The organism is Schauerella aestuarii (genome assembly GCF_009866805.1).
Taxonomy (GTDB): Bacteria; Pseudomonadota; Gammaproteobacteria; order Burkholderiales; family Burkholderiaceae_B; genus Schauerella; species Schauerella aestuarii.
The window spans coordinates 403,547-423,900 of sequence record NZ_SIZW01000039.1 but is presented as its reverse complement, the minus strand read 5'-3'; the positions used below and the strand labels follow the sequence as shown (position 1 = coordinate 423,900).

Here is a 20,354-nt window from a genome sequence, read left to right as displayed (position 1 = left end):
GCTTGGATCCCATTATCTGCGATCGCCCCCTGCCTTGCATCGGAGCCACAAAAAAATGACGCGGACCCGAAGGCCCGCGTCAAGGTACCGCCTTCCCGCACCCTTACCAGCTGTAGCGGTACCCCACCTGCCCGAAGACGCCGCGACGGTCTTCACCGCCCAGGTTCTTGGACAGCTTCGTGACGGCATAGAGCTGCCCACCCTTGCCGATACTTGAACTGATGCCTACGCCCACTTCACCCCACGTGCGGCCGAAGTCCGGGCTGATGTTGGCGCCGTCGACCCGTACGCTGCGCGGCGACACGAAATCATGCAAGACATCCAGCGTGACGTAAGGCGTACCTGCACCGGTGCGATCGGTGTTGTCCAGACTCGGCGCAAACAGTCGCACGCCCAAGCGGCCGCGCAACGCGTTGTCGCTGGCACCCGACACATCCGAGACGCCATCGTTGAAGCGGCTGAGTTTCAGGTATTGGTACACCAACTGCGCCTGCGGCTCGATCGCCATGGTGCTGCCCAACGCGAAGGGCTTGCCCACTTCCTGCGACAGCGCGATGCCGGCGCCGTTTTGCGTATCGCCACCGCCGTACACATCGCTGTACTTGTTGCGGTAGTGGGTGACCTGCGCCACCGAATCCCAGTAGCTGCCGTCCTTCGCGTACTTGGTGTAGTAACCGCCCAAGCTCTGCGCCTGCGTATTCACCTTGCCCACGTTGTTCGACAGGTTCATGTTCAGGTCGCGCAGATCGTCGCGGAATTTCGCGTCCGAGGTGCTCAGGCTCGCCGTCACGCCGGCATGCGTGCTGCCGCCGTCGGGTGCCTGCGACAGGGTCCAATCCTTGCCGAACTGCATGAAGAACGTTTGTTGATGCACCGAGAACCGGCCGGCATCGGCTTGCAAGCCCGATCCGCCGATACGGCCCCACACGCCGTCGGTATTGCCCTTCTGCTTGAGCTCCGTGCTGGCGATGTCGCCCACACGCTCTTGCAGTCGGCCCAGATTCGCGAAGCCATAATCCAGGTTCAACGTCGGCGTCATCACATAGCCGGCGACGCCGGGACGATACGCCACCGGTGCGGACGGCGACGTGCCGCCGCCCGGGGTGGTCGCGTCGCCCAAGGACGAACGCAGGTAGTAATTGTCGGCGCTGTCGCTGCCGCCGCGATACAGCAAGTATTCGTAGGCGCCGGCCTGCACGGGTGCCGCCAGACGGAACGCATTCGCGGCCGTCGTGCCGCCATTGGTCGTCTGCACGACGTTGATCCCGTTGCCGGTCGTCAACCCACCCATGCCGCCGGTGTTGTTCACCTTCAGGCCAGTGCTGCCGGTGGCGGTGCCGCCGTTGATGATCAGGCGATCGGTGGGCGAGTTATCGGTTCCCAGAAACGTATTGAGCGCGATCGTGCCGTTGTTGCCCACATAGTTGGTGGCGGTGATCGTCTTGTAGCTCGATGCCAACGCCGGATTGGCCGACGGTGCGACGAATGCAACCGTACCGGCATTGCTCAGATTGTCGAGCAAGGAACTGGCGGTCACGTTCCACGAACTGGTGTTGTCGATGTTCAACGATACCGGATCGATGAAGCCCGTCAACGACGTGCCACGGCGCAGGTTCACCACACCGGTGCTGCTGGCATCGGCGATCAGGTTGCCCACGAGCTGCGTATTGTCGACGTTGACATTGGCCTGCGCGCCGTTGCTGAAATTGAGCAGCGTGCCGGTCGATGCCGTCAACTGCGCACCGTTGCTGATGTCGATATTGGCGCGGGCGCCGTTCACGTCGATCGCGTTGCCCGCTTGCGCGTTGAGCGTACCGCCATTGACCGACACCGTGGCCAGGTTGCCGCTGCCCACCGTATCGGTAATGGCGACGGCGCTGCTGGCCGCGTTGATGCGCGTCCCGTTCAAGGCAATTGCGCCGCCCGCATTCGAGGTGGCGCCCACGCCGGCGCTACTGGTGAGCGACGTTCCGGTGACGGTGGCGGCACCCGTGGGGCCGGTCACGAACAGGGCTGAAGAACCGGTCCCGTTCGAGGTGACTTCACCGCCCATCAACGAAGCCGTCGCGCCGCTATCGAGCACCACGCCGCGCGAGAAGTTGCCCGACGTGTTGATCGATGCATTGGACATCGTCAACGTGCCTGCGCTGCCCACCAACACACCGACGCCATTGGCGCCGGTGGCGTTGATCGTGCCGCCGGTGATGTCGATGTTGCCATTGGCGCCCAGCGAACTGATGCCGGCCGCGCCCGCGCCGTTGGCGGTCACGGTGGTGTTGGTCACGTTGATCGTGGCGCCTGCGGCCTGGTTGTTCAAGGCGATACCGGTGCCATTGATCACGATGTTGCCGGCGGTCCCCGTGACGCTGCCGCCGACGGCGGTGCTGTCGATCAGGATGCCGTCGGCGGTGCCGCCAGCGTCAATCAAACCCGCACCCGAGAACGCGACCGATGCGCCGGGGCCCGTCAAATGCACGGCCGCAATGCCGTCGGCCGCCTGGATCGTGCCGTCGTTGATCAGGTTCGCACGCGCGCCCTGGACCAGCGCGCCGTTGCCATTGGCGACCGAAATCGTGCCCGTGTTGCGCACGGTGCCTTCCGAGCCCACGATCACGCCGGTCGATCCGGCGCCGGTGAGCGCCACCGTGTTGTTGTTGACCAGCGTGCCGCGATTGCGTGCGATGAAGCCTGTGGTACCGGGCGTGGACGATTGAATCACCGCGTTATTGGTCAACGTGGTCGACAACGGCATGCCCACGGCCGCGCCGGTGATGTCGAACGCCTGGCCGTCGACGATGCCGGCAATCGCCCCAGTGCTGTTCAAGCGCACACTGGACGCCGCTTCGATCGTGCCGCTGGCGCCGCCTTCGATGGCGATCGCAACAGGCCCGCCGTTGGCGCCTGTCACACCCGTCACGGTGTAAGCCGAGGCACCGGTCGACACCGTCGTGCCCAAGCCCGTACCCACCACACCACGGGCATCTTCACCCGAAACGGTCAAGCTCGATGCTGCACCGTTGAAGGTGGCGCCATCGGCCACGCGGAACATCGTCGAACGTGCCGTACTGACGTCCAGCGCATTCGCCGCCACATTGATGGTCGATCCTGCGCCCGACGCATATGCGCCGATCTGATCCGAGCTCGAGAGGAACTTCGGCTCGGCGCCATTGGCGATATTGATGGTGCCGCCGTCTTGAGCAAATGCGCCGATGGCGCCCTTGCCCACGAGGTTCAAGCCACCGCCGATATTGGCCACCGCGCCCGCACCATCGACCCACACGCCGAAGTTGCGCGTGCCGCTCGCCGGATCGGCAGTGCCGTTGACGTTGATCGTGCCCGTCGATTCGGCGTTGGCTTGTGCGTTCGGGTTGGCGTTGACCTTGATGCCCACGCCATTGATGCCGTTGACATTGATCGTGCCGGCATTGCGGGCGATCGCGCCCGTGCCGGCCGCACCATTGTCGTCGGCCAGAATGCCGATGTTGGCCAACGGCGTGCCGCCCGCAGCGCCATTGATGTCGATCGTGCCGCTATTGAGCAGCAGGGACTGTTGCGGCGCCGTGGAGTACATGGCGACGGCATTCTGCGTTTTCGAGCCGATGGTGATCTGACCTGCATTGACCGCCGAATCGCCCGTGTCCATGATGCGCACGCCATAGGTCGGCGCAAACGTGCTGACCTCAACGCTCGGATCCGACAGCGAGTATTGCGCTGCGCGGCCGATGTAGATCGTGCCGTCGGCCGCGTTGACGAACGAACTGCCGCCGCTCACGTTGACGCCGATCACGTCGGTCACGTAGTCCGGGTTCACGCCCACGTTGATGTTGCCGTTGTTATTGCCCGACGCGCCGTTGGCCAGGCCCAGGCCGGTCGACGTGTTGTACAGATAGCCGAAGCCGGCGGTGTTGATGACGCCGCTGTTCTGCACCGTGGTGCCCGCGCCCGTGGCCATCACGCCCGAACCGGTGTAGTAGAACGGCGTGGCCGTCGCGGTGTTGAGCTTGTCGCCCGCGAGATAGCCGGACGACACGACGCCGGACGCGCTGTTCACAAAGCGTGAGCCGCTTTCGATTTGCGCGACCTGCGTGATCACATTGCCCGACAGCGTGCCGTTGTTGGTGACGAGGGCGCCGTTGGTCGCTTTCACGGCACCCGAGGCGCGTTCGATATCGATCTGCGCACCGGTGCCGATCGTGGCCGAGGCGCGTGCCCCTTGCGCCAGGATCGCGTAGCGATCGCCGTTCGGGATACGCGTGAAGTCGCCTGCGGTGGTGTTGGTGGCGTACGTGACGGCTTCAAGCCGGGTAGAGAAGGCACTATTGAAGGCGTCGTTGTAGGCCTGCTGCGAGGTCAACTGACCATTGCGCAGTGCCGCGACCAGCACGTCGTTGTACGCCGCCAATTGGCTGGCGTTGTTCACGGCGTAGTTCGTACCATTGAACGCCACGGTGCCGGCGTAGGTGGTGACGGGGATTTCAACCAGCAGATTGCCGTTGACGTCGGGCGTCGGCAAACCGGGATCGATGCCCAGGTTGATGGCGTTGCGCGACTGCCAATTCACGGTGCTGTTGGCGCTGCCCGTGCCGTCGGCAGAAGTGAGATACGTCTGCTTGGCCGTCATCATGATGGAATTGCTCGACGGTGCCGCCGTCGGCGTGTTGCCCAGGTTCACGTTCAACGTGCCACCGCTGGCCTCGACCTTGCCGAACGACGCGTTGATGTACTGGTCGCCGTTCACGTCGCTGAACTGATTGAAGGTTTTGTCGGCGTTGCTGCGATCGGCAAAGGCACGCGAGTCGAACGTTTGGTAAATCACGTTGGTACCGGTCGCGGCGTTGCGCTGCGCGACTGCCGTGGTCTGCGATCCGATCACCAACTCATTCGAATTGAACGACCCCGACACCGCCGTGAGGCTGCTTGCCGGCACAGTGGTGTTGCCGGTGTAGCCCGAGCCGTAGTTGCCCATGCCGCGCAACGTCACGTTGTCGCCGGCGGTAATGACCGCCCCGCCTACGCCATTCTGGTTGATCGGCGTGTCGTAGTCGCCGATGGTGCACGCGCCACCCGCCGGGGTGGACTCGGTACCGGTGCCCGTCGCGCAGGTCGACGCCAGGACTAATCCCGGTGCGCACAATCCAACGATGACCAATGCCCGGGAGAGCGCGGACAGGCCCGTTCGCACGGCACCCGACGTTGTGCTTAGACTGGCCGTGGCGCCTGCGGTGGAGGTCGATGACGACTTGCCGCGGCCTCGCGCCAGCTCCGACGTGACGACGTATTGTTGTCGAGCGGTGTTCCAGAGAACTCTGTATAGCTGATTCATGACGGGACCTGATCAAGTCGAACGGCAAACAATGCTTGCCACGTGACGCACGCCTTTCGGACGCAGCGGGGATTGGCTGCATCATTGGCGTTAATCTGAACAGGGCCAATTACCGATTCGCTCTAGGGCGAACAGACGAGATAACCGGGGAGGGATGGGGCACAACGCTTTCGCAGTTGTAAAAAACGCCGGTGATTTCGGCGTGTCACGGGGCGACCGGCGTGCATATTTTTCAAATCCGGCAGAGCAGCCGAGCCGAAGCAGACGAAGGTATTAGGTCCCGTGGCTTAAGCCCCGGCGCTCGCGCTCATCACCCTGGCTGAGCCGGGGATGCGACGCCTGAACGGGGGATAGTCGTCAATTTGCGACAGATCCATGCGCAGGATCGCCGGCGAATCGCCCCCCGGCGGCGAACACGACGCTAGAACGCGCCGGTGTACGTTGCGACGATCGCTGCCACCGCGACCGTGGCTGCAACCGCAAAGATCGTGAGACCGATCAGCTTGCGGCGCTCCATTTCGGTCCAAAGCAATAAGCCGGTAATCGACAGCGCAATCAGGCTTCCGGCGATCGTGTCGGAAAGCAGTACCCAGGCAATCCCCACGCCGTTGGCGCGATGGAAATTCTGCACGACACCCCACCAGCTCGACGTGCTGCGCTTGGCCGTCGCCATGCCTGAACCGGGCCAGAATTCGGCTTGCACGATGTAGGCTGGGGTGCGGTAAAGCAATAGCCACCGGGCCGGCTGCGTAGCCGTCACGTCGCCCCAAACCACCGTTTGCGCACGTTCCTGCCGAACGCGTTCCGCCGCAACCGTCAGCCCGAGTTCGCGCTGCATCCAGGCCGCCACCGCCTCGGGTGTGCGCGGTAGATCGGCAGGCGACTGCAATTGAAGGGTGTCCACCTGAGGGCCAGGCATGTCGAGCTTCAGCACCGCACGGTGATTCTGCACGATGCCGCTCAAGCCGAAGAGCATGCCGAGCACGGCGCCCCACAAGCCCAGCCATCCGTGCACGCGGCGCAGGGTTTTGAGATAGACGCCTCGGCGCGCCGCAGGTTTGGCCGGCCGTGGCGCCCGATCGCGCGTCATGGCCGCACCTCGCGCAGGCGCAGCGTGACCACGGCATTGGCACCCTCGGTGCCTGCGATGGGCGGCTGCGCACGTTGATGAACCACGTCGAACACGGTCAAACCGTTCTCCCGCCGTGCGACGAACACCGTTTGCGCGTTGGGCGACAACGCGCCGAACCCCCAACTGTGCCCTGAACCCGACAGCACCACGGCGTCGCGGCTGCGAACGAGCGGGTCCACCGGCGGCGCCGGTGCAGCCGGTTCGGCGCCAAAGGCCGAACATGCCGTCAATGCGCCAGCCACTGTTAGCCACATCCGCGTCAACACGCGCAAGGTATTGAAATGAAGCATCGCGCGTCTCCTAGAATTCGACGCGCGTGCTCAGAACGACCTGACGGCCATCGCCCATCGCGAGAAAGTATTGATTGGCGCTCGAGGGATAGTAGGTGCGGTCGAACAGGTTGTTTACGTTCAACTGGAATTGCACATTGCGGCTTGCGATCTTGGTCTCGTACGTCGCGAATGCATTGGCCACGGTGTAGGCAGGTAAAGCGAAGGTATTGGCCGAATCGCCCGGCCGCGTGCCCACATAGTGCGCGCCGCCACCCACACGCAGGCGGCCGTTGCCGAATACCGGCCCCACGTTGTAGACCAAAGCCACGCCGCCGGCATGCTGCGCCACGTTCCACAGGCGATTGCCGCGATAGAGCGGATCGTCGGTCGTGCGCGCATCGATATAGGCATAGTTGGCGATCACGTCCCAGCGATCGGCCAGCTTCCCGCTCACATCCAACTCGATACCGCGCGAGCGCGCGGCGCCCGCGGTGCGCCAGTCGGTGAGTTTGGTGACGTCGTTGTACTGCGACACGAGCACATTGCGTTTGCGGATGTCGAAGAACGCCAACGTGCCGGTCATCTGGCCCGGCATGTCCCACTTCAGCCCCACCTCCCACGACTTCGCCAGCTCCGGTGCCACGCCCGAATCGATCACGACACCGCTGGCAAGCGGCGCAATCGTCGACGTCGGTTTCAGCGACTCGGTATAGCTGCCGTACATGGATACCGTATCGTTCAACTTATAGACGAGCCCCGCGCGCGGCAACCACTTGTCGCCCGAGATATCGGTGTTGGCCCGGAACGGCCGGCCGCGGCCGGCGATCTGCTCGTAGTGCTGGTAGCGCAGTCCGCCCACGAGAATCCATTTGTCGGTCAGATGCAGCGAATCCTGCAGAAAAAACGAGGTCGCAGTGAGGTTGTCCGTTTGATCGCTATCGCTCGCCGACACCGTGGTGCCGGGGTTCTCCAGCCCATACACCGGATTCAGATAACTGAACGTGGTCTGCGTTGCCTGGCGAATGAGATCTGCGCGATAGATTTTTCGACGCTCGTAATCGCCCCCGAACTGCACGTCGTGACGCATGCCGGCCACGTCTACATTACCTTCGAGATAGGCGATGCCGTAGTGATCGGTGCTCAGGGCGCCGCGGGTGCCGTCATTGCTACGCGCAAGCGTACCGCGCGCAGTATTCACGCCGGTGATGCGCAACTGATTGGCATCGTAGTTTTCCTGGTTATAGCTATAGCCGGCATGCGCTTTCCAGCGCGTATTGAACGCGTGATCCAATGTCAGCTGCGCCAGTTCCGAGCTGCCCTGCATATCGTTATAGGGCTCGTCCAGACGCCGACGCGCCGGAATATCCAATGCACGGCCGGTGCGCGGGTCGAGCGCCGTGCCGCGATCGAAGGGGTAGCGAAAATCGCGATGCTCATAAGACGCCACCACTTGCGTATCGGTGCCGTACCAGGCCAGCGAAGGCGCAATCAACGTATCGCGCCGCCGGCCGAAATTGCGCCAGTAGTCTTCATGCACGTCATCGACAATGAGGCGATACGCCACGCCGGACGCTCCGATCGGACCGGTCGTGTCGAGCGTGCCGCCAGCGCCGTTGCGCCCCGCCCCGTAGGTCGAGCCGGTGGCGGTAATCGCGTTGTACTGCGTGAGCAGCGGCCGCTTGCTCACCACGTTGATCACGCCGCCAGGATCCATGATGCCGTAGAGGAGCGACGACGGTCCCTTGAGCACTTCAACGGTTTCGGCCGCAGCGTTGAGCCCCCGCCCTTGCACCAGCGGCATGCCGTTGTGCATGATCGAACCGTCGCGATTCGCGCCAAATCCCCGCTTCATCAACGTGTCTTGCGTCCCCGCCAAAGTATTGCCTTGCGTGATGCCGCTGACGTTGACCAGCGCGTCGTCCAGGTTACGCGGCCGTTGATCTCGAATGACCTGCGCCGGCACGACGTTGATGGCCTGCGGTTGATCCAGCACCGGCGTGGACGACCGCGCGATCGACGCCGTCGGTTCGGGTTGATAGGCATCGCTGGTGGCGGCACCCAGCACGGTGACGGCTTCCAATTGTGTGGCCGTGTCGGTTCGCGGCGCAGGCACCACGGTGTAGACGCCGCCCTCCTGCCGCTGAACGATCAAACCCGTACCGTTCAGGATCTGCCGAAAGCCTTGTTCGACGCTCGTCTCGCCTCGAATGCCTGAACTTTGCCGGCCTTCGGCCAGCCGTGCATCCAGCGAAAGCAACACCCCCGCCTGGCTGGCGAATTGCCGGAGCGCCTGACCGAGCGGGCCCGGCGCGACGTCATAGCCGCCGGCACGCGTGGACGACGTGACGGGCTGGGCGGTGCCGGGGAAGTGAGCGAAAGTGGCCGCGAGCGCAAGCACCAAAACGGGCGTGCGGCGGCCTGGCGGCGAGGTGAAGAGCGACATGACATTCCTTTCCGGAGAGATCGCGATAAGCAGTTGTCTCGTTTGCCAATCCAATCGCGAGAAAGGGAACTGCTGTTACAAAATATCAAGCCGCTTCGATCCGAATCCACCAAGGCAGGATGCGCCGCACCCGTACCGGCAGCGTGCTTTGCAGGGCATTGAGGATGCGGTCGGTATCGTCCAGGGGATATACGCCTACCAGCCGCAGGCCCGCCACCTCCGGTGCACAGACGATGTAGCCGTGCCGGTACCGGCTGAGTGCCGTCACAAAAGCGGCGAGCGGCTGATTGTCGGCGACCAATTGCCGGTGCACCCAGGCGGTGCGGTTGTCGTCGGTGGGGGCAAGCGTCCCGACACCCCCTGCGTCGAACCAGGCATGCATCCCGGCAGGCACCACTTGCGGGGTGGCCGCGTCGCGCGGCCGAATGTCCACCGCGCCGTCGTACACATCGAGCCGAGCGCGTGAGGCCTCACGCCATACGCTGAAACGCGTCCCGACCGCGCGCAGACGCGCATACGGCAGATCGACCACAAAAGGACGCGGGGGAACCCGGATGTCGGTATGCGTCTGAATCAACACTTCGCCCTCGACCAGCTCGACGGCGCGACGTTCGGCACCAAAGCGCACGTTGACGGCGCTGGCGGTGTTGAGCCAAAGCTGCGAGTCGTCGTCCAGACTGATACGGCGCGTCTCCCCGACGCCGGTATGCATCTGCGCAAACTGGCGGCGGCTCGCCGGGTGCCATGCCACGGTTGTGCCCAACCCGATTGCGCCTGTCAATCCCACCAGGGTTTTCAGGCCACGACGGCGCCGTTGTCCCGCCACATCGAGTGTTTCGCGTACCGGCTGCCCGTCCAGCGCCTCGAACCGCGCACTGATCGCGACCACCGAGTCCCACGCCTGACGATGCGCGTCCGAGGCCATCAACCACGATTGCCATTGGGCCGAAACGTTCGCGTCGGCGCCTTCGCGCAGCGTGGCAAACCAGTGCGCCGCCGCCTGCAACACTTGCACATCCTGATCGGCCGCGCGGCGCGCATGAGGTCCGTGCAAGGCCGTCATGCGTAACTGCCCGCCACCAGCAAGCAGTGAAACATCGCTTGCGCCATGTACTTCTTGACCATGCGTTCCGATACGCCCAGGCGCACACCGATCTCCGCATAAGTGAAGCCCGAGAGCTGCGCCAGCAGAAAGGCTTCGCGTACTTTCGTTGGCATGCGATGCAGCATGGCGTCGATCTCGAGCAGCGCTTCCATCACCAGCGCACGCTGCTCAGGCGAAGGTGCCACGTTGGGCGGCGCTGCCGCCAGCGCCTCGAGGTAGGCGCGCTCCAACGTCAACCGCCGCCAATAGTTCACCACCAGGCCGTGCGCGATGCGCACCAGAAACGCGCGCGGTTCATGCAGTTGCAATGCATCCTTGGATAGCATTAAACGCACGAACGTATCCTGCGCCAGGTCGGCCGCTTCCTGGTCGTTTTTCAGCTTGCGCCGCAACCATGTCTGTAGCCAAGGATGGTGAGAACGGTAGAGCGAGGTGATCGCGTCCGAAGCGGACAGATCGGCTGTGTGCACAGCGGCTCCGGCAATGGAGAATTACGTAATAGGAATGAGTCCCATTAGTATAACCAAATTGCCGGTGCCGCGTGGATCGAATTACGCCGTCTCGATCGCCTGCAGCGCGCGTGCCAAAGAGATGGTGTCATAGGGCTTGCGCAAGACGATCGCATCGTCCGACGTATCGGTGCGCTCCATTCCCGACGCATACACCACGCTCACATTGGGGATCCGCGTGCGCACCTGACCGGCCAGCGCTTCGCCAGAGATCCCCGGCAACGTGATGTCGGTGATCAACACCTGAATCGGCTCGGATTCGAGCATCGTCAAGGCATCCTCGGCGCTGCCTGCATGCAATACCCGATGGCCCAGCGTCTCAAGCAGCTCCACCGTGTTCAGCCGAATGATCTCCTCGTCTTCGACGAGCAGAATCGACAGTGGCTTGCCGGACGTCTTGAAGTCGAGCAATGGCGCGGGCGCCGGGCTGGCGGCCGGTTTGGTAATGCTGTCGCGTTGCGCCTGACTGGCCAACACATGGCGCACACGACGCGCCAAGGCTTCGCGGGTGTAGGGCTTGCCGAGCAACTCCACACCGGCATCGAGCTTGCCGCCATGCACGATCGAATTCTCGGTGTAGCCCGAGGTGAACAGCACGGCGATATTGGGCAGCCGTTCGCGCGCCTTCTTGGCCAGCTCGGGGCTGCGCAGCGGGCCGGGCATCACCACATCCGTAAACAGCAGATCGATCGGCATGCCGCTGTCGATCACCGTCAATGCGCTTGCCGCATCGTTGGCCTTGAGCACCCGATAACCCAAGCCGGTAAGCATTTCGACGACCGTGGTGCGCACCTCTTCGTCATCTTCGGCCACCAGGATGGTTTCCTGCCCGCCCACCACCGGCTGCGTATCGATCACGGCAATCGCGTCTTCATTGCTCAACGAACGGGGCAGATACAACTTCACCGTCGTACCGTGCCCGACTTCGCTGTAGATCTTGACGTGCCCGCCCGATTGCTTGACGAAGCCGAACACCATCGACAGACCCAGTCCGGTGCCCTTGCCTTCCGGCTTGGTCGAGAAGAACGGATCGAACGCGCGCCGCAATGTTTCGGGCGACATGCCGGTGCCGGTGTCGCTCACGGCGATCATCACATATTGACCCGGCGTCACCTCATCGTGGTTGCGCGCATAGGTATCGTCCAGCGAGGCATTGCCTACCTCAATCGTGAGTTTGCCCGCACCCTCCATGGCATCGCGGGCGTTGATGCACAAGTTGAGCACTGCGTTCTCGACCTGTGTGGCGTCAACGTAGCTGTTCCACAGACCGGCGGCGACGATCGTTTCGATTTCGAATTCTTCACCCAGGGTTCGGCGCAGCATGTCGTCCATGCCAATGACCAACCGGCCCACTTTCAACACCTTGGGTTCCAGCGGCTGCCGGCGGCCGAACGCGAGCAGATAGCTTGCAAGCTTTGCGCCGCGCGTCACGCCCGACAGCGCACTGTCCAGACGACGCTGCGCGCGCGCATTGCCCGCCACATCGTTGGCCAGCAATTGCAGGTTGCCCGAGATCACTTGCAGCAGGTTATTGAAATCGTGCGCCACGCCCCCGGTCAGGCGCCCAATAGCTTCCATCTTCTGCGCCTGCTGCAGCGCAAGCTCGGTCTTGCGAATGGCGGCGGCAGCCTCACGTTCGGCCGACATATCGCGGCCGATCGCCAGCACCAGGCCGTCGTGCTCCGTCATGGACCAGGACACGTGCGCATACTGCCCGGCTTTGCCGCGAACGCGACTCTCGACGCGACGGCTGCCATCCTGCATATGCAGGTCGTCGAGCGTTCGGGCGGTATCCGGGCGCTCAAGCGGATCGATCAAGTCGAGCAGAGACTGTCCTTGCAGGTCGTCTTCGGTCCACCCGAGCAACGATCGGAACGCCGGATTCACCGAGACGATCGCGCCATCGGCTTTGGTGAGCAACACCATATCGCTGGCCAGTTGCCAGATCAGGTCGCGCTCCGCAGCAGTGCCACGAACTTGCTCTTCAAGCGCCGTGGCAATCGCGGCCAGACGATGCTCCGCCTTGACCTTGCCGGTCGTCTCCACAACCGTATCCAGCATGCCAACCACCACGCCCGACTCATCGAAGACGGGGCTGTAGCAAAACGTGAAGTACGCGTCTTCGTGCTTACCGTGCCGTTCGATGTTCAACCGAAAGTCATCGATGTAGGTCGCTTCGCCGTTGAAAGCCCGCTCGACGATGGGGCCGATGTCGTCCCATGCCTCGCGCCACACGTCGCGAAACGATCGGCCACTGGCATCGTGCTTATCGCCCAGGATGGGGATGAACGCATCGTTGTAGATCATCGTGAGGTCCGGCCCCCACACGAGGCAGGATGGAAACTTCGATGCCATCACCAGATTGACGGCGATTCGCAATGATGACGGCCATGTCTCGCGCGCGCCCAGCGGCGTAAGGGACCAATCCAAGGTACCAAATTTCATGCGTTCTGCAGTCATCGCTGCCAATCCAGTTCGATCGAGAAAGAGCTGCCCGGCACAGCGCGGGCGGACTTGGTGGCCAGCGCCACCGGTACTGCACCCCGGTTTCGGGAGCAAACCGGTAAGAAATGACCATCGGACGAGCCAATACCGACTACGCGCGGATTTTAATCGCGCCGTCAGATGCCGTGAGCGGGATGATCGGTTACGGATGAAATATTCGCGTCCAGCCGTGAATATGACGCTATATCTGACGCTGCGCCGCAACGGTCCGGGCAGTCGGCCCGCCGTTAGAGGCGAGCAAGGCCGGAAGATTCCCCTGCGGTATGCAAATTGCCCCTAGGCGGCCTCGACGACACCACGCTGCACCCACCATGAATATCAAACGCTTTTTCTCGCTCGCCCAAAAGGCTGTCAACGCCTGGATCGACGATTACGCCCCGAGCATGGGTGCCGCCATCGCGTTCTACACCGTGTTTTCGCTGGCACCTTTGGTCATCATCGTCCTGGCCGTGGCGGGTTTTTTCTGGGGTGCCGAAGCGGTTCAGGGCGAGTTGTTCGGCCAGATCCGCGGCCTGGTAGGTGCCGACGGGGCGTCCGCCGTGCAAGGCATCATCCAGGGTGCCTCCGAGCCGACGAAGGGCATTATCGCCACCGCCATCAGTGTGGTGGTACTGGCCGTCGGCTCCACCACCGTGTTCGCCGAGCTGCAAAGCGCACTCGACCGGATCTGGCATGTGCCCGAAGCGAAGAAAAAGAGCGGACTTTGGAACACCCTGCGCTCACGCCTGCTGTCGTTCGGTCTGGTGCTGGGCCTGGCGTTTCTGCTGATCGTGTCGCTCGTGGTGAGCACGGTGCTTACCGCGATCAGCGCCTGGACGGTCGGCCGCATCCCCGGCTGGGAGATCGTGCTGCAGATCGTCAACATCGTGGTCACCTTCAGCGTGCTCACATTGCTGTTCGCCATGATCTACAAATTCATGCCGCAGGCGCATGTGGCTTGGCGCGATGTGTGGGTGGGCGCGCTGCTGACCGCCTTGCTGTTCGAGATCGGAAAGTACTTGATCGGCCTGTACATGGCGCAGGCGTCGGTCACGTCATCGTATGCCGCGGCCGGTTCCCTGGTGGCGCTGTTGATCTGGGTGTACTACGCCGCACAGATCTTTCTCCTGGGTGCCGAATTCACCTGGGTGTATGCGTCGGAGCATGGGTCGTTGGCAAAGGCGAAGGCGGCCGCCACGCCTCGCGCGGTGTCGCAAGAGCGCGCGCAACTCAATAAAAAACTGGGAAAGTTGGGTGCGTCGTTTGTCCCGTCGGGCACCGAATTGCCCGAAAAGAAATCGGCGTCGAAGCATGCCATGGCGGTGGCGAGCCACCGCGAAATCTGGCTGTTCGGTGCGGGCAGCGTGCTGACGTGGTTGGCCCTGCGCGCCACGCGCCGGAAATAGCACCGATGACTAATGCGCGCGGCACATGGTGTTTGCGCGCCTAATTCCCTACCATGAGGGCAAATCATGTCGATGAGCCACCATGGAATTGCGCCAGCTGCGTTACTTCGTCAAAGTCTGTGAACTGCGCAGCATGGGCCGCGCGGCGGTCGAGCTTGGGGTGGTGACCTCAGCCTTGAGCCAGCAAATCAGCCGGCTTGAAAGCGAGCTCAGCACCCGCCTGTTGCAGCGCGCCTCCACGGGCGTCACGCCTACCGCAGCCGGCCTGGCCTTCCTGCATCAAGCGCAGCTCACCTTGCGCCACGCTGCAGACGCCGTGCGCGCAGCCCAGCAAGCCCGGCTGTCCGGCCACGTCAGCGTGGGCTTGGCGCCCACCACCGCTTCGGTTCTGGGGGTGCCGCTGATTCGGGCGATGCGCGAACGCTATCCCGACGTCCGGCTGCACATGGTTGAGTCGCTCTCGGGCCACTTGGCCGCGATGCTGCAGGCGCGGCAACTCGACCTCGCCGTGATCTTCAAAACCAGCACGCCGCAGAAATTGAGCGTCGAACCCATTCTCGACGAAAAGCTTTTTCTGATTGCCGCAGCGGCGGCCGACATCCCCTTCATTCCCGACACCGATGTGCGGTTGCTGCAACTCGCCAACGTGCCGCTGATCCTGCCCAGCGGCGGCCATGGGTTGCGCGCCACGTTGAACACCACCTTCGCTCGCGAGCAGATCGAACCCAACGTGGTCGCCGAAATCGACGGCCTGGCGCTTCTGATGGACGCCGTGCGCGCCGGATTCGGCGCCACCATTCAGCCCGGCGCCGGCATCGCGCGCCATCTCGCCAGCGATTTGCGATTCAACCCGATCGCGGATGCCCACGCGGGGCGGCGCAACTTGCTTGTGAGCCTGTCTGACGACGAACTCTCGCCCGCCGCGCTCGCCACGCGCGTGGTCATTGCCGACACCATGCGTAGCCTGGTCGCCTCGGGTGGCTGGGCAGGCGCAAGTCTTCTCGATTGCTGAACACCTCTTGCCTGATACCGCCTTTCGGCTGAAGACGGCTGCTTCTACAGTCTCCGCATAACCAGGAGACTTCAGTGATCGATGTTCTTGTCGTCGGCGGCGGCAATGCCGCGCTATGCGCTGCGCTGATGGCGCGCGAAGCCGGCGCCTCGGTGTTGCTGCTCGAAGCGGCGCCAAGAGCGTGGCGCGGCGGCAATTCGCAGCACACCCGCAATCTGCGCTGCATGCACGATGCACCGCAGGATGTGCTCATCGACGCCTATCCCGAAGAAGAATATTGGCAGGATCTGCTCAAGGTCACGCAAGGGATGACCGACGAGCATCTCGCCCGTCTGGTGATTCGTGCATCGTCCAACTGCCGCGACTGGATGCGCAGCCACGGCGTGCACTTCCAGCCACCCCTGTCAGGGGCGCTGCACGTGGCCCGCACCAACGCCTTCTTCATGGGCGGCGGCAAAGCCTTGGTCAACGCCTACTTTCGCAGCGCCGAGCGCCTGGGTGTGCAAATCCGCTACGAGACGCCGGTGGTGTCGATCGAACAGGATGGCGACCGCTTCGTTGCAGCCCTCACCGAGCAAGGCGAACGCATCGAGGCGCGCAGTTGCGTGCTGGCCGCCGGCGGGTTCGAATCCAACCGCGAATGGCTGCGCGAGGCGTGGGGCCAGAACGCACGCGGTGAGTGGCCCGCCGACGAGTTCCTCATCCGCGGCACACGCTACAACCAGGGCGTCTTGCTCAAGCACATGATCGCAGCAGGTGCCGACACGATCGGCGATCCGTCGCAGGGCCATATGGTGGCCATCGATGCCCGCGCGCCGCTCTACGACGGCGGCATTTGCACGCGTATCGATTGTGTGTCGCTGGGCGTGGTGGTCAATCGCGAAGCCGAACGGTTCTACGACGAGGGCGAGGATTTCTGGCCCAAGCGCTACGCCATCTGGGGCCGGCTGGTGGCGATGCAGCCTGGTCAGATCGGCTACTCGATCATCGACCAGAAAGCCATCGGCCGCTTCATGCCGCCCGTGTTTCCCGGCACGCAAGCCAATACGCTTCCTGAACTGGCGCAAAAGCTCGGCCTGGACGTGGCCACGTTCATGCGCACCGTCGACGATTTCAACGCGGCCTGCAAGGTGGGCACGTTCGATCACACCGCGTTGGACGATTGCCATACCGAAGGTGTCACGCCCGCCAAAACGCACTGGGCGCGCCCCATCGATACCGCACCGTTCTACGGCTATCCATTGAAACCCGGCATCACGTTCACTTATCTGGGCTTGAAGGTCGACGACACCACCGCCGTGCGCTTCAGCGACCGGCCCAGTCCGAACCTGTTCGTGGCGGGCGAAATGATGGCCGGCAACGTGTTGGGCAAGGGCTACACGGCCGGCGTGGGCATGAGCATCGGCACGGCCTTCGGCCGCATCGCAGGCACTCAGGCGGCACGCGCCGCGCTTGCCGCCGGTGAGGTGGAAAAGGAACGTTATGCAGCAGCTTGAAGCCCTCACGCGTGAAGCGATGTCTACCGCCGAAGTGAAGCGCACCGTGATCCCGATCATGTCCGTGGGCGAAACCGAAGTGGCCCGGCAAATGCAGATCTGCAATTCCTGTCGGTACTGCGAGGGCTTTTGCGCGGTGTTTCCGGCCATGACGCGCCGGCTCGAATTCGCCAAAGCCGACGTGCACTTTCTGGCCAATCTGTGCCACAACTGTGGCGCCTGTTTGCACTCGTGCCAGTACGCGCCGCCACATGAGTTTGCAGTCAATGTGCCGCAGGCCATGGCCACGGTGCGCGGTCAAACATACATCGATTATGCGTGGCCGCCCGCGTTGGGCAAGCTGTACCAGCGCAATGGCCTGACGCTCTCGCTGGCATTGGCTGCTGGGCTCGCGTTGTTCATGCTGATCGCGGTGGCGCTGAACGGCACGCTGTGGGGCGTGCCGCCGGGCAGTCCAGCGGGCGGCAACTTCTATCGGATTTTCCCGCACAACCTGCTGGTGGGTTTGTTCGGCCCGGTGTTCCTCTACGCCACGCTGGCGTTAGCCATGGGCGTGCGCCGGTTCTGGCGAGACATCACGCCCTCAACCAGCGGCGCGCCGGTAAGTTCACCGGCCGCAGCCGAAGCCGCCGATGCCGTACTGCGATTGAAGTATCTCGATGGCGGTCATGGCGAGGGCTGTAACAACGAAGACGACGCCTTCACGCAATCGCGCCGCCGCTTTCACCATCTCACGTTCTACGGCTTCATGCTGTGCTTTGCCGCCACCAGCGTGGCCACGATCTATCACTATGCCTTCGGCTGGGTGGCGCCTTACGAACTGCCGAGCCTGCCCAAATTGCTGGGCGTGGTGGGCGGGATCAGCTTGATGATCGGCACGGCGGGCCTTTGGTATCTGAATCGCAAGCGCGATCCGATGCATGGCGACCTCAAACAAAAGCCGATGGATCTCGGCTTCATCGCGCTGCTCTTTTTAACCAGCGCCAGTGGCATCGCGTTATGGCTGGGCCGCGGTACGCCGGCCCTGGCGATCCTGCTGTGTCTGCATCTGGGCGCGGTGATGGCGCTCTTTGCGACCCTGCCCTACGGCAAGTTCGGCCATGGCATTTTCAGATCGGCGGCGTTGTTGCGCCACGCGATCGAGAAGCGCCAACCGAATCCGATCGGACTGAGTGCAGATTAAAGAAAACAACAACAACAACAACAAGAGCGACAACAGAAGCCACAACAACAAAAGCAACAACACACGTTTTACCGGAGACAAAGAGGATGAACACATTGCAGGTTTTACGTGCGGCCTTATTGGCAGCGCTTCCATTGGCGCTCTCCTGTACCGCCAGCGCCCAGGACTTTCCGCCTGCCAAAACCGTGACGCTGGTGGTGGGCTTCGCCGCCGGCGGTGCGGCGGACGCGGCAGCACGCCTGATCGCCAAGAAGCTCGGCGAGAACGTGGGCGCCAAGGTCATCATCGATAACAAGGCTGGCGCCGGTGGCAACATCGCCCACCAGCACGTGGCCAACGGCCCGGCCGACGGCTCGATGCTGCTGCTGGGATCGATCGGCCCGCTCACCATTGCGCCGCACATCATGCAGGTGGGTTACGACCCGTTCAAAGACCTGGCACCCGTCTCGGGCGGGGTGAACTTTCCCAACGTGCTGGTGGTGCACAAAGGCCTGGGCGTAAAGACCATGGCCGAGTTCGTGGCGCTCGCCAAGCAGAAGCCCGGCACCATCGATTTTGCGTCCACCGGCGTCGGGTCGGCGTCGCATCTGGCGGGCGAATTGCTGGCGCAACAAGCCGGCATCCAGATGGTGCACGTGCCCTACAAAGGCGGCGCACTCGCCTTGCAGGACAATCTCGGCGAGCGCGTCGCGTCCTACTTCTCCGCCCCGCCCACCGCTTTGCCGCATATCGCCACGGGCCGGCTGATTCCGCTGGCGACCACCGGCCTCACGCGTCCGGCCTATATGCCCGATATTCCTACCGTGGCAGAGTCGGGCTATCCGGGATTCGAGGCGCTCAACTGGTATGCGTTCGTCGCGCCCGGCAAGACCCCGGCCGCCATGCTGGATCGCTGGAACGTCGAAATCGTGAAGGTGCTCAACGATCCCGAAGTGCAGGATGCGCTGAATAAACATGGTCTTACCCCGCAACCCACCACGCGTGCCGAATTGACCGCTTTCATGAAGCAGGAAGACGCCAAATGGGGCGCCATCGTGCGCGATCGCAAGATCGTCGCCGAGTAATCTTTCCTCTTCCTTCCTCTCGCCCTCAGGAGCCGCCATGACTTCCGCTCACCTGCCGCATGCCTTGCAGATTTCGTCGATGAAAGACCGATGTTCGCCTGAGGAATGGCAGGCACGCGTCGATCTCGCGGCCTGCTATCGGTTGGTCGAGATGTATGGCATGGCCGACATGATGGCCAACCACATCTCATCGCGCGTACCGGGTGAAGACGGCGCCTTTCTGATCAACGCGTACGGCATGATGTACGAAGAGATCACGGCGTCCAGTCTCATCAAGGTGGATCTGGACGGCAACATTCTCGCCAAGCCCGACTACGGCCCGCTCGACTACGGCATCAACAAGGCGGGCTATGTGATTCACAGCGCCGTGCACCGCGCGCGGCATGAAGTGGATTGCGTGATCCACACGCACAGTTGGGCGTCGATGGCGGTGTCGTCGTTGGAAGAAGGGCTGCTGCCGCTCACGCAGACGGCCATGCGCTTTTTGAAGATCGGCTATCACGCATATCAGGGCGTGGTGCTCGATACCAAGGAGCAGGCTTCCCTGCTCGAGGATCTGGGCCAGGGCGAAGCCCTGATTCTGCGCAACCACGGCGTGATGACGGTAGGCCGCACCGTGGGTGAGGCGTTCAACTGGATGCATCGCCTGGAACTGGCATGCCGCGCGCAGTTGGCGGCGCAGGCGACGCAACGCCCATTGATGCCGGTGCCCGCCGCCGTACTCGAAGAAACCTGGAACAACTATCAGCCCGGCACCCGCCGCCCTTATGGCGTGATGGAGTGGCCGGCGTTGTTGCGCAAACTCGACCGCATCGATCCCAGCTATCGGGATTGACGCGATCGAAACGCAGTTGAAGATCGTAGTCGAAACCCGTAGTCGAAGAACGTAGTCCGAAGCGTCGTCCAACAGTACGCCGTTCATAAA

13 protein-coding genes are annotated in these 20,354 nt (G+C 63.1%); 6 read left to right on the top strand and 7 right to left on the bottom strand.

What is annotated here, in order from left to right:
- Positions 1 to 103: 103 nt before the first annotated feature.
- The 7 genes from EYW45_RS04980 to EYW45_RS04950 form a co-directional block, all read right to left on the bottom strand.
- Positions 104 to 5,323 carry an autotransporter outer membrane beta-barrel domain-containing protein gene (locus EYW45_RS04980; protein WP_161134250.1) on the bottom strand — a complete coding sequence of 1,740 codons (5,220 nt, stop codon included), beginning with the start codon at positions 5,321 to 5,323 and terminating at the stop codon, positions 104 to 106.
- Between the two features lie 421 nt (positions 5,324 to 5,744).
- Entirely contained in the window at positions 5,745 to 6,413 is a 669-nt protein-coding gene (locus EYW45_RS04975; protein WP_161134249.1) for a PepSY-associated TM helix domain-containing protein, read from the bottom strand.
- A complete protein-coding gene (locus EYW45_RS04970; RefSeq protein WP_161134248.1) occupies positions 6,410 to 6,745 on the bottom strand; it encodes a hypothetical protein in 336 nt (111 codons plus the stop codon). Before EYW45_RS04970 ends, EYW45_RS04975 begins: the two co-directional genes overlap by 4 nt.
- A 10-nt stretch (positions 6,746 to 6,755) precedes the next feature.
- Entirely contained in the window at positions 6,756 to 9,170 is a 2,415-nt protein-coding gene (locus tag EYW45_RS04965; RefSeq protein ID WP_161134247.1) for a TonB-dependent siderophore receptor, read from the bottom strand.
- An 85-nt stretch (positions 9,171 to 9,255) separates the two neighbouring features.
- Positions 9,256 to 10,233, bottom strand: a complete 978-nt coding sequence (locus EYW45_RS04960) for a FecR domain-containing protein (protein ID WP_161134246.1) — start codon at positions 10,231 to 10,233, stop codon at positions 9,256 to 9,258.
- Positions 10,230 to 10,745 (bottom strand): sigma-70 family RNA polymerase sigma factor, encoded by a 516-nt coding sequence (locus EYW45_RS04955; protein WP_161134245.1) that lies wholly within the window; start codon positions 10,743 to 10,745, stop codon positions 10,230 to 10,232. Before EYW45_RS04955 ends, EYW45_RS04960 begins: the two co-directional genes overlap by 4 nt.
- 81 nt (positions 10,746 to 10,826) lie before the next feature.
- Positions 10,827 to 13,229: a hybrid sensor histidine kinase/response regulator gene (locus tag EYW45_RS04950; RefSeq protein ID WP_161134244.1), complete on the bottom strand. Its 2,403-nt coding sequence runs from the start codon at positions 13,227 to 13,229 to the stop codon at positions 10,827 to 10,829.
- Between the two features lie 371 nt (positions 13,230 to 13,600).
- On the opposite strand from EYW45_RS04950, the gene EYW45_RS04945 reads away from it, so the two are divergent.
- The 6 genes from EYW45_RS04945 to EYW45_RS04920 all read left to right on the top strand — a co-directional run bounded on the left by EYW45_RS04945 (position 13,601) and on the right by EYW45_RS04920 (position 20,264).
- A complete protein-coding gene (locus EYW45_RS04945) occupies positions 13,601 to 14,674 on the top strand; it encodes a YihY/virulence factor BrkB family protein (RefSeq protein ID WP_161134243.1) in 1,074 nt (357 codons plus the stop codon).
- 82 nt (positions 14,675 to 14,756) lie between these two features.
- Positions 14,757 to 15,686 carry a LysR family transcriptional regulator gene (locus EYW45_RS04940; protein WP_161134242.1) on the top strand — a complete coding sequence of 310 codons (930 nt, stop codon included), beginning with the start codon at positions 14,757 to 14,759 and terminating at the stop codon, positions 15,684 to 15,686.
- A 74-nt stretch (positions 15,687 to 15,760) separates the two neighbouring features.
- Positions 15,761 to 17,182, top strand: coding sequence for an FAD-dependent tricarballylate dehydrogenase TcuA (tcuA, locus tag EYW45_RS04935; protein ID WP_161134241.1), 1,422 nt, complete (start codon positions 15,761 to 15,763; stop codon positions 17,180 to 17,182).
- The gene (gene tcuB, locus EYW45_RS04930; RefSeq protein WP_161134240.1) at positions 17,169 to 18,365 is read left to right on the top strand and encodes a tricarballylate utilization 4Fe-4S protein TcuB; all 1,197 of its coding nucleotides are present in this window, start codon (positions 17,169 to 17,171) and stop codon (positions 18,363 to 18,365) included. The genes tcuA and tcuB overlap by 14 nt, the downstream gene beginning before the upstream one ends.
- An 86-nt stretch (positions 18,366 to 18,451) precedes the next feature.
- On the top strand, positions 18,452 to 19,429 hold the full coding sequence (locus tag EYW45_RS04925; RefSeq protein ID WP_161134239.1) for a Bug family tripartite tricarboxylate transporter substrate binding protein: 978 nt from the start codon (positions 18,452 to 18,454) through the stop codon (positions 19,427 to 19,429).
- A 37-nt stretch (positions 19,430 to 19,466) separates the two neighbouring features.
- Complete coding sequence (locus EYW45_RS04920) at positions 19,467 to 20,264, top strand: class II aldolase/adducin family protein (protein WP_161134238.1); 798 nt, start codon at positions 19,467 to 19,469, stop codon at positions 20,262 to 20,264.
- Positions 20,265 to 20,354 lie beyond the last annotated feature (90 nt).

Coding starts and splice junctions, on each gene's coding strand:
- EYW45_RS04950 (WP_161134244.1), bottom strand. CDS start 13,229: ATGAAATTTGGTACCTTGGATTGGTCCCTTACGCCGCTGGGCGCGCGC.
- EYW45_RS04965 (WP_161134247.1), bottom strand. CDS start 9,170: ATGTCGCTCTTCACCTCGCCGCCAGGCCGCCGCACGCCCGTTTTGGTG.
- EYW45_RS04960 (WP_161134246.1), bottom strand. CDS start 10,233: ATGACGGCCTTGCACGGACCTCATGCGCGCCGCGCGGCCGATCAGGAT.
- EYW45_RS04925 (WP_161134239.1), top strand. CDS start 18,452: ATGAACACATTGCAGGTTTTACGTGCGGCCTTATTGGCAGCGCTTCCA.
- EYW45_RS04975 (WP_161134249.1), bottom strand. CDS start 6,413: ATGACGCGCGATCGGGCGCCACGGCCGGCCAAACCTGCGGCGCGCCGA.
- EYW45_RS04940 (WP_161134242.1), top strand. CDS start 14,757: ATGGAATTGCGCCAGCTGCGTTACTTCGTCAAAGTCTGTGAACTGCGC.
- EYW45_RS04970 (WP_161134248.1), bottom strand. CDS start 6,745: ATGCTTCATTTCAATACCTTGCGCGTGTTGACGCGGATGTGGCTAACA.
- tcuB (WP_161134240.1), top strand. CDS start 17,169: ATGCAGCAGCTTGAAGCCCTCACGCGTGAAGCGATGTCTACCGCCGAA.
- EYW45_RS04980 (WP_161134250.1), bottom strand. CDS start 5,323: ATGAATCAGCTATACAGAGTTCTCTGGAACACCGCTCGACAACAATAC.
- EYW45_RS04945 (WP_161134243.1), top strand. CDS start 13,601: ATGAATATCAAACGCTTTTTCTCGCTCGCCCAAAAGGCTGTCAACGCC.
- EYW45_RS04920 (WP_161134238.1), top strand. CDS start 19,467: ATGACTTCCGCTCACCTGCCGCATGCCTTGCAGATTTCGTCGATGAAA.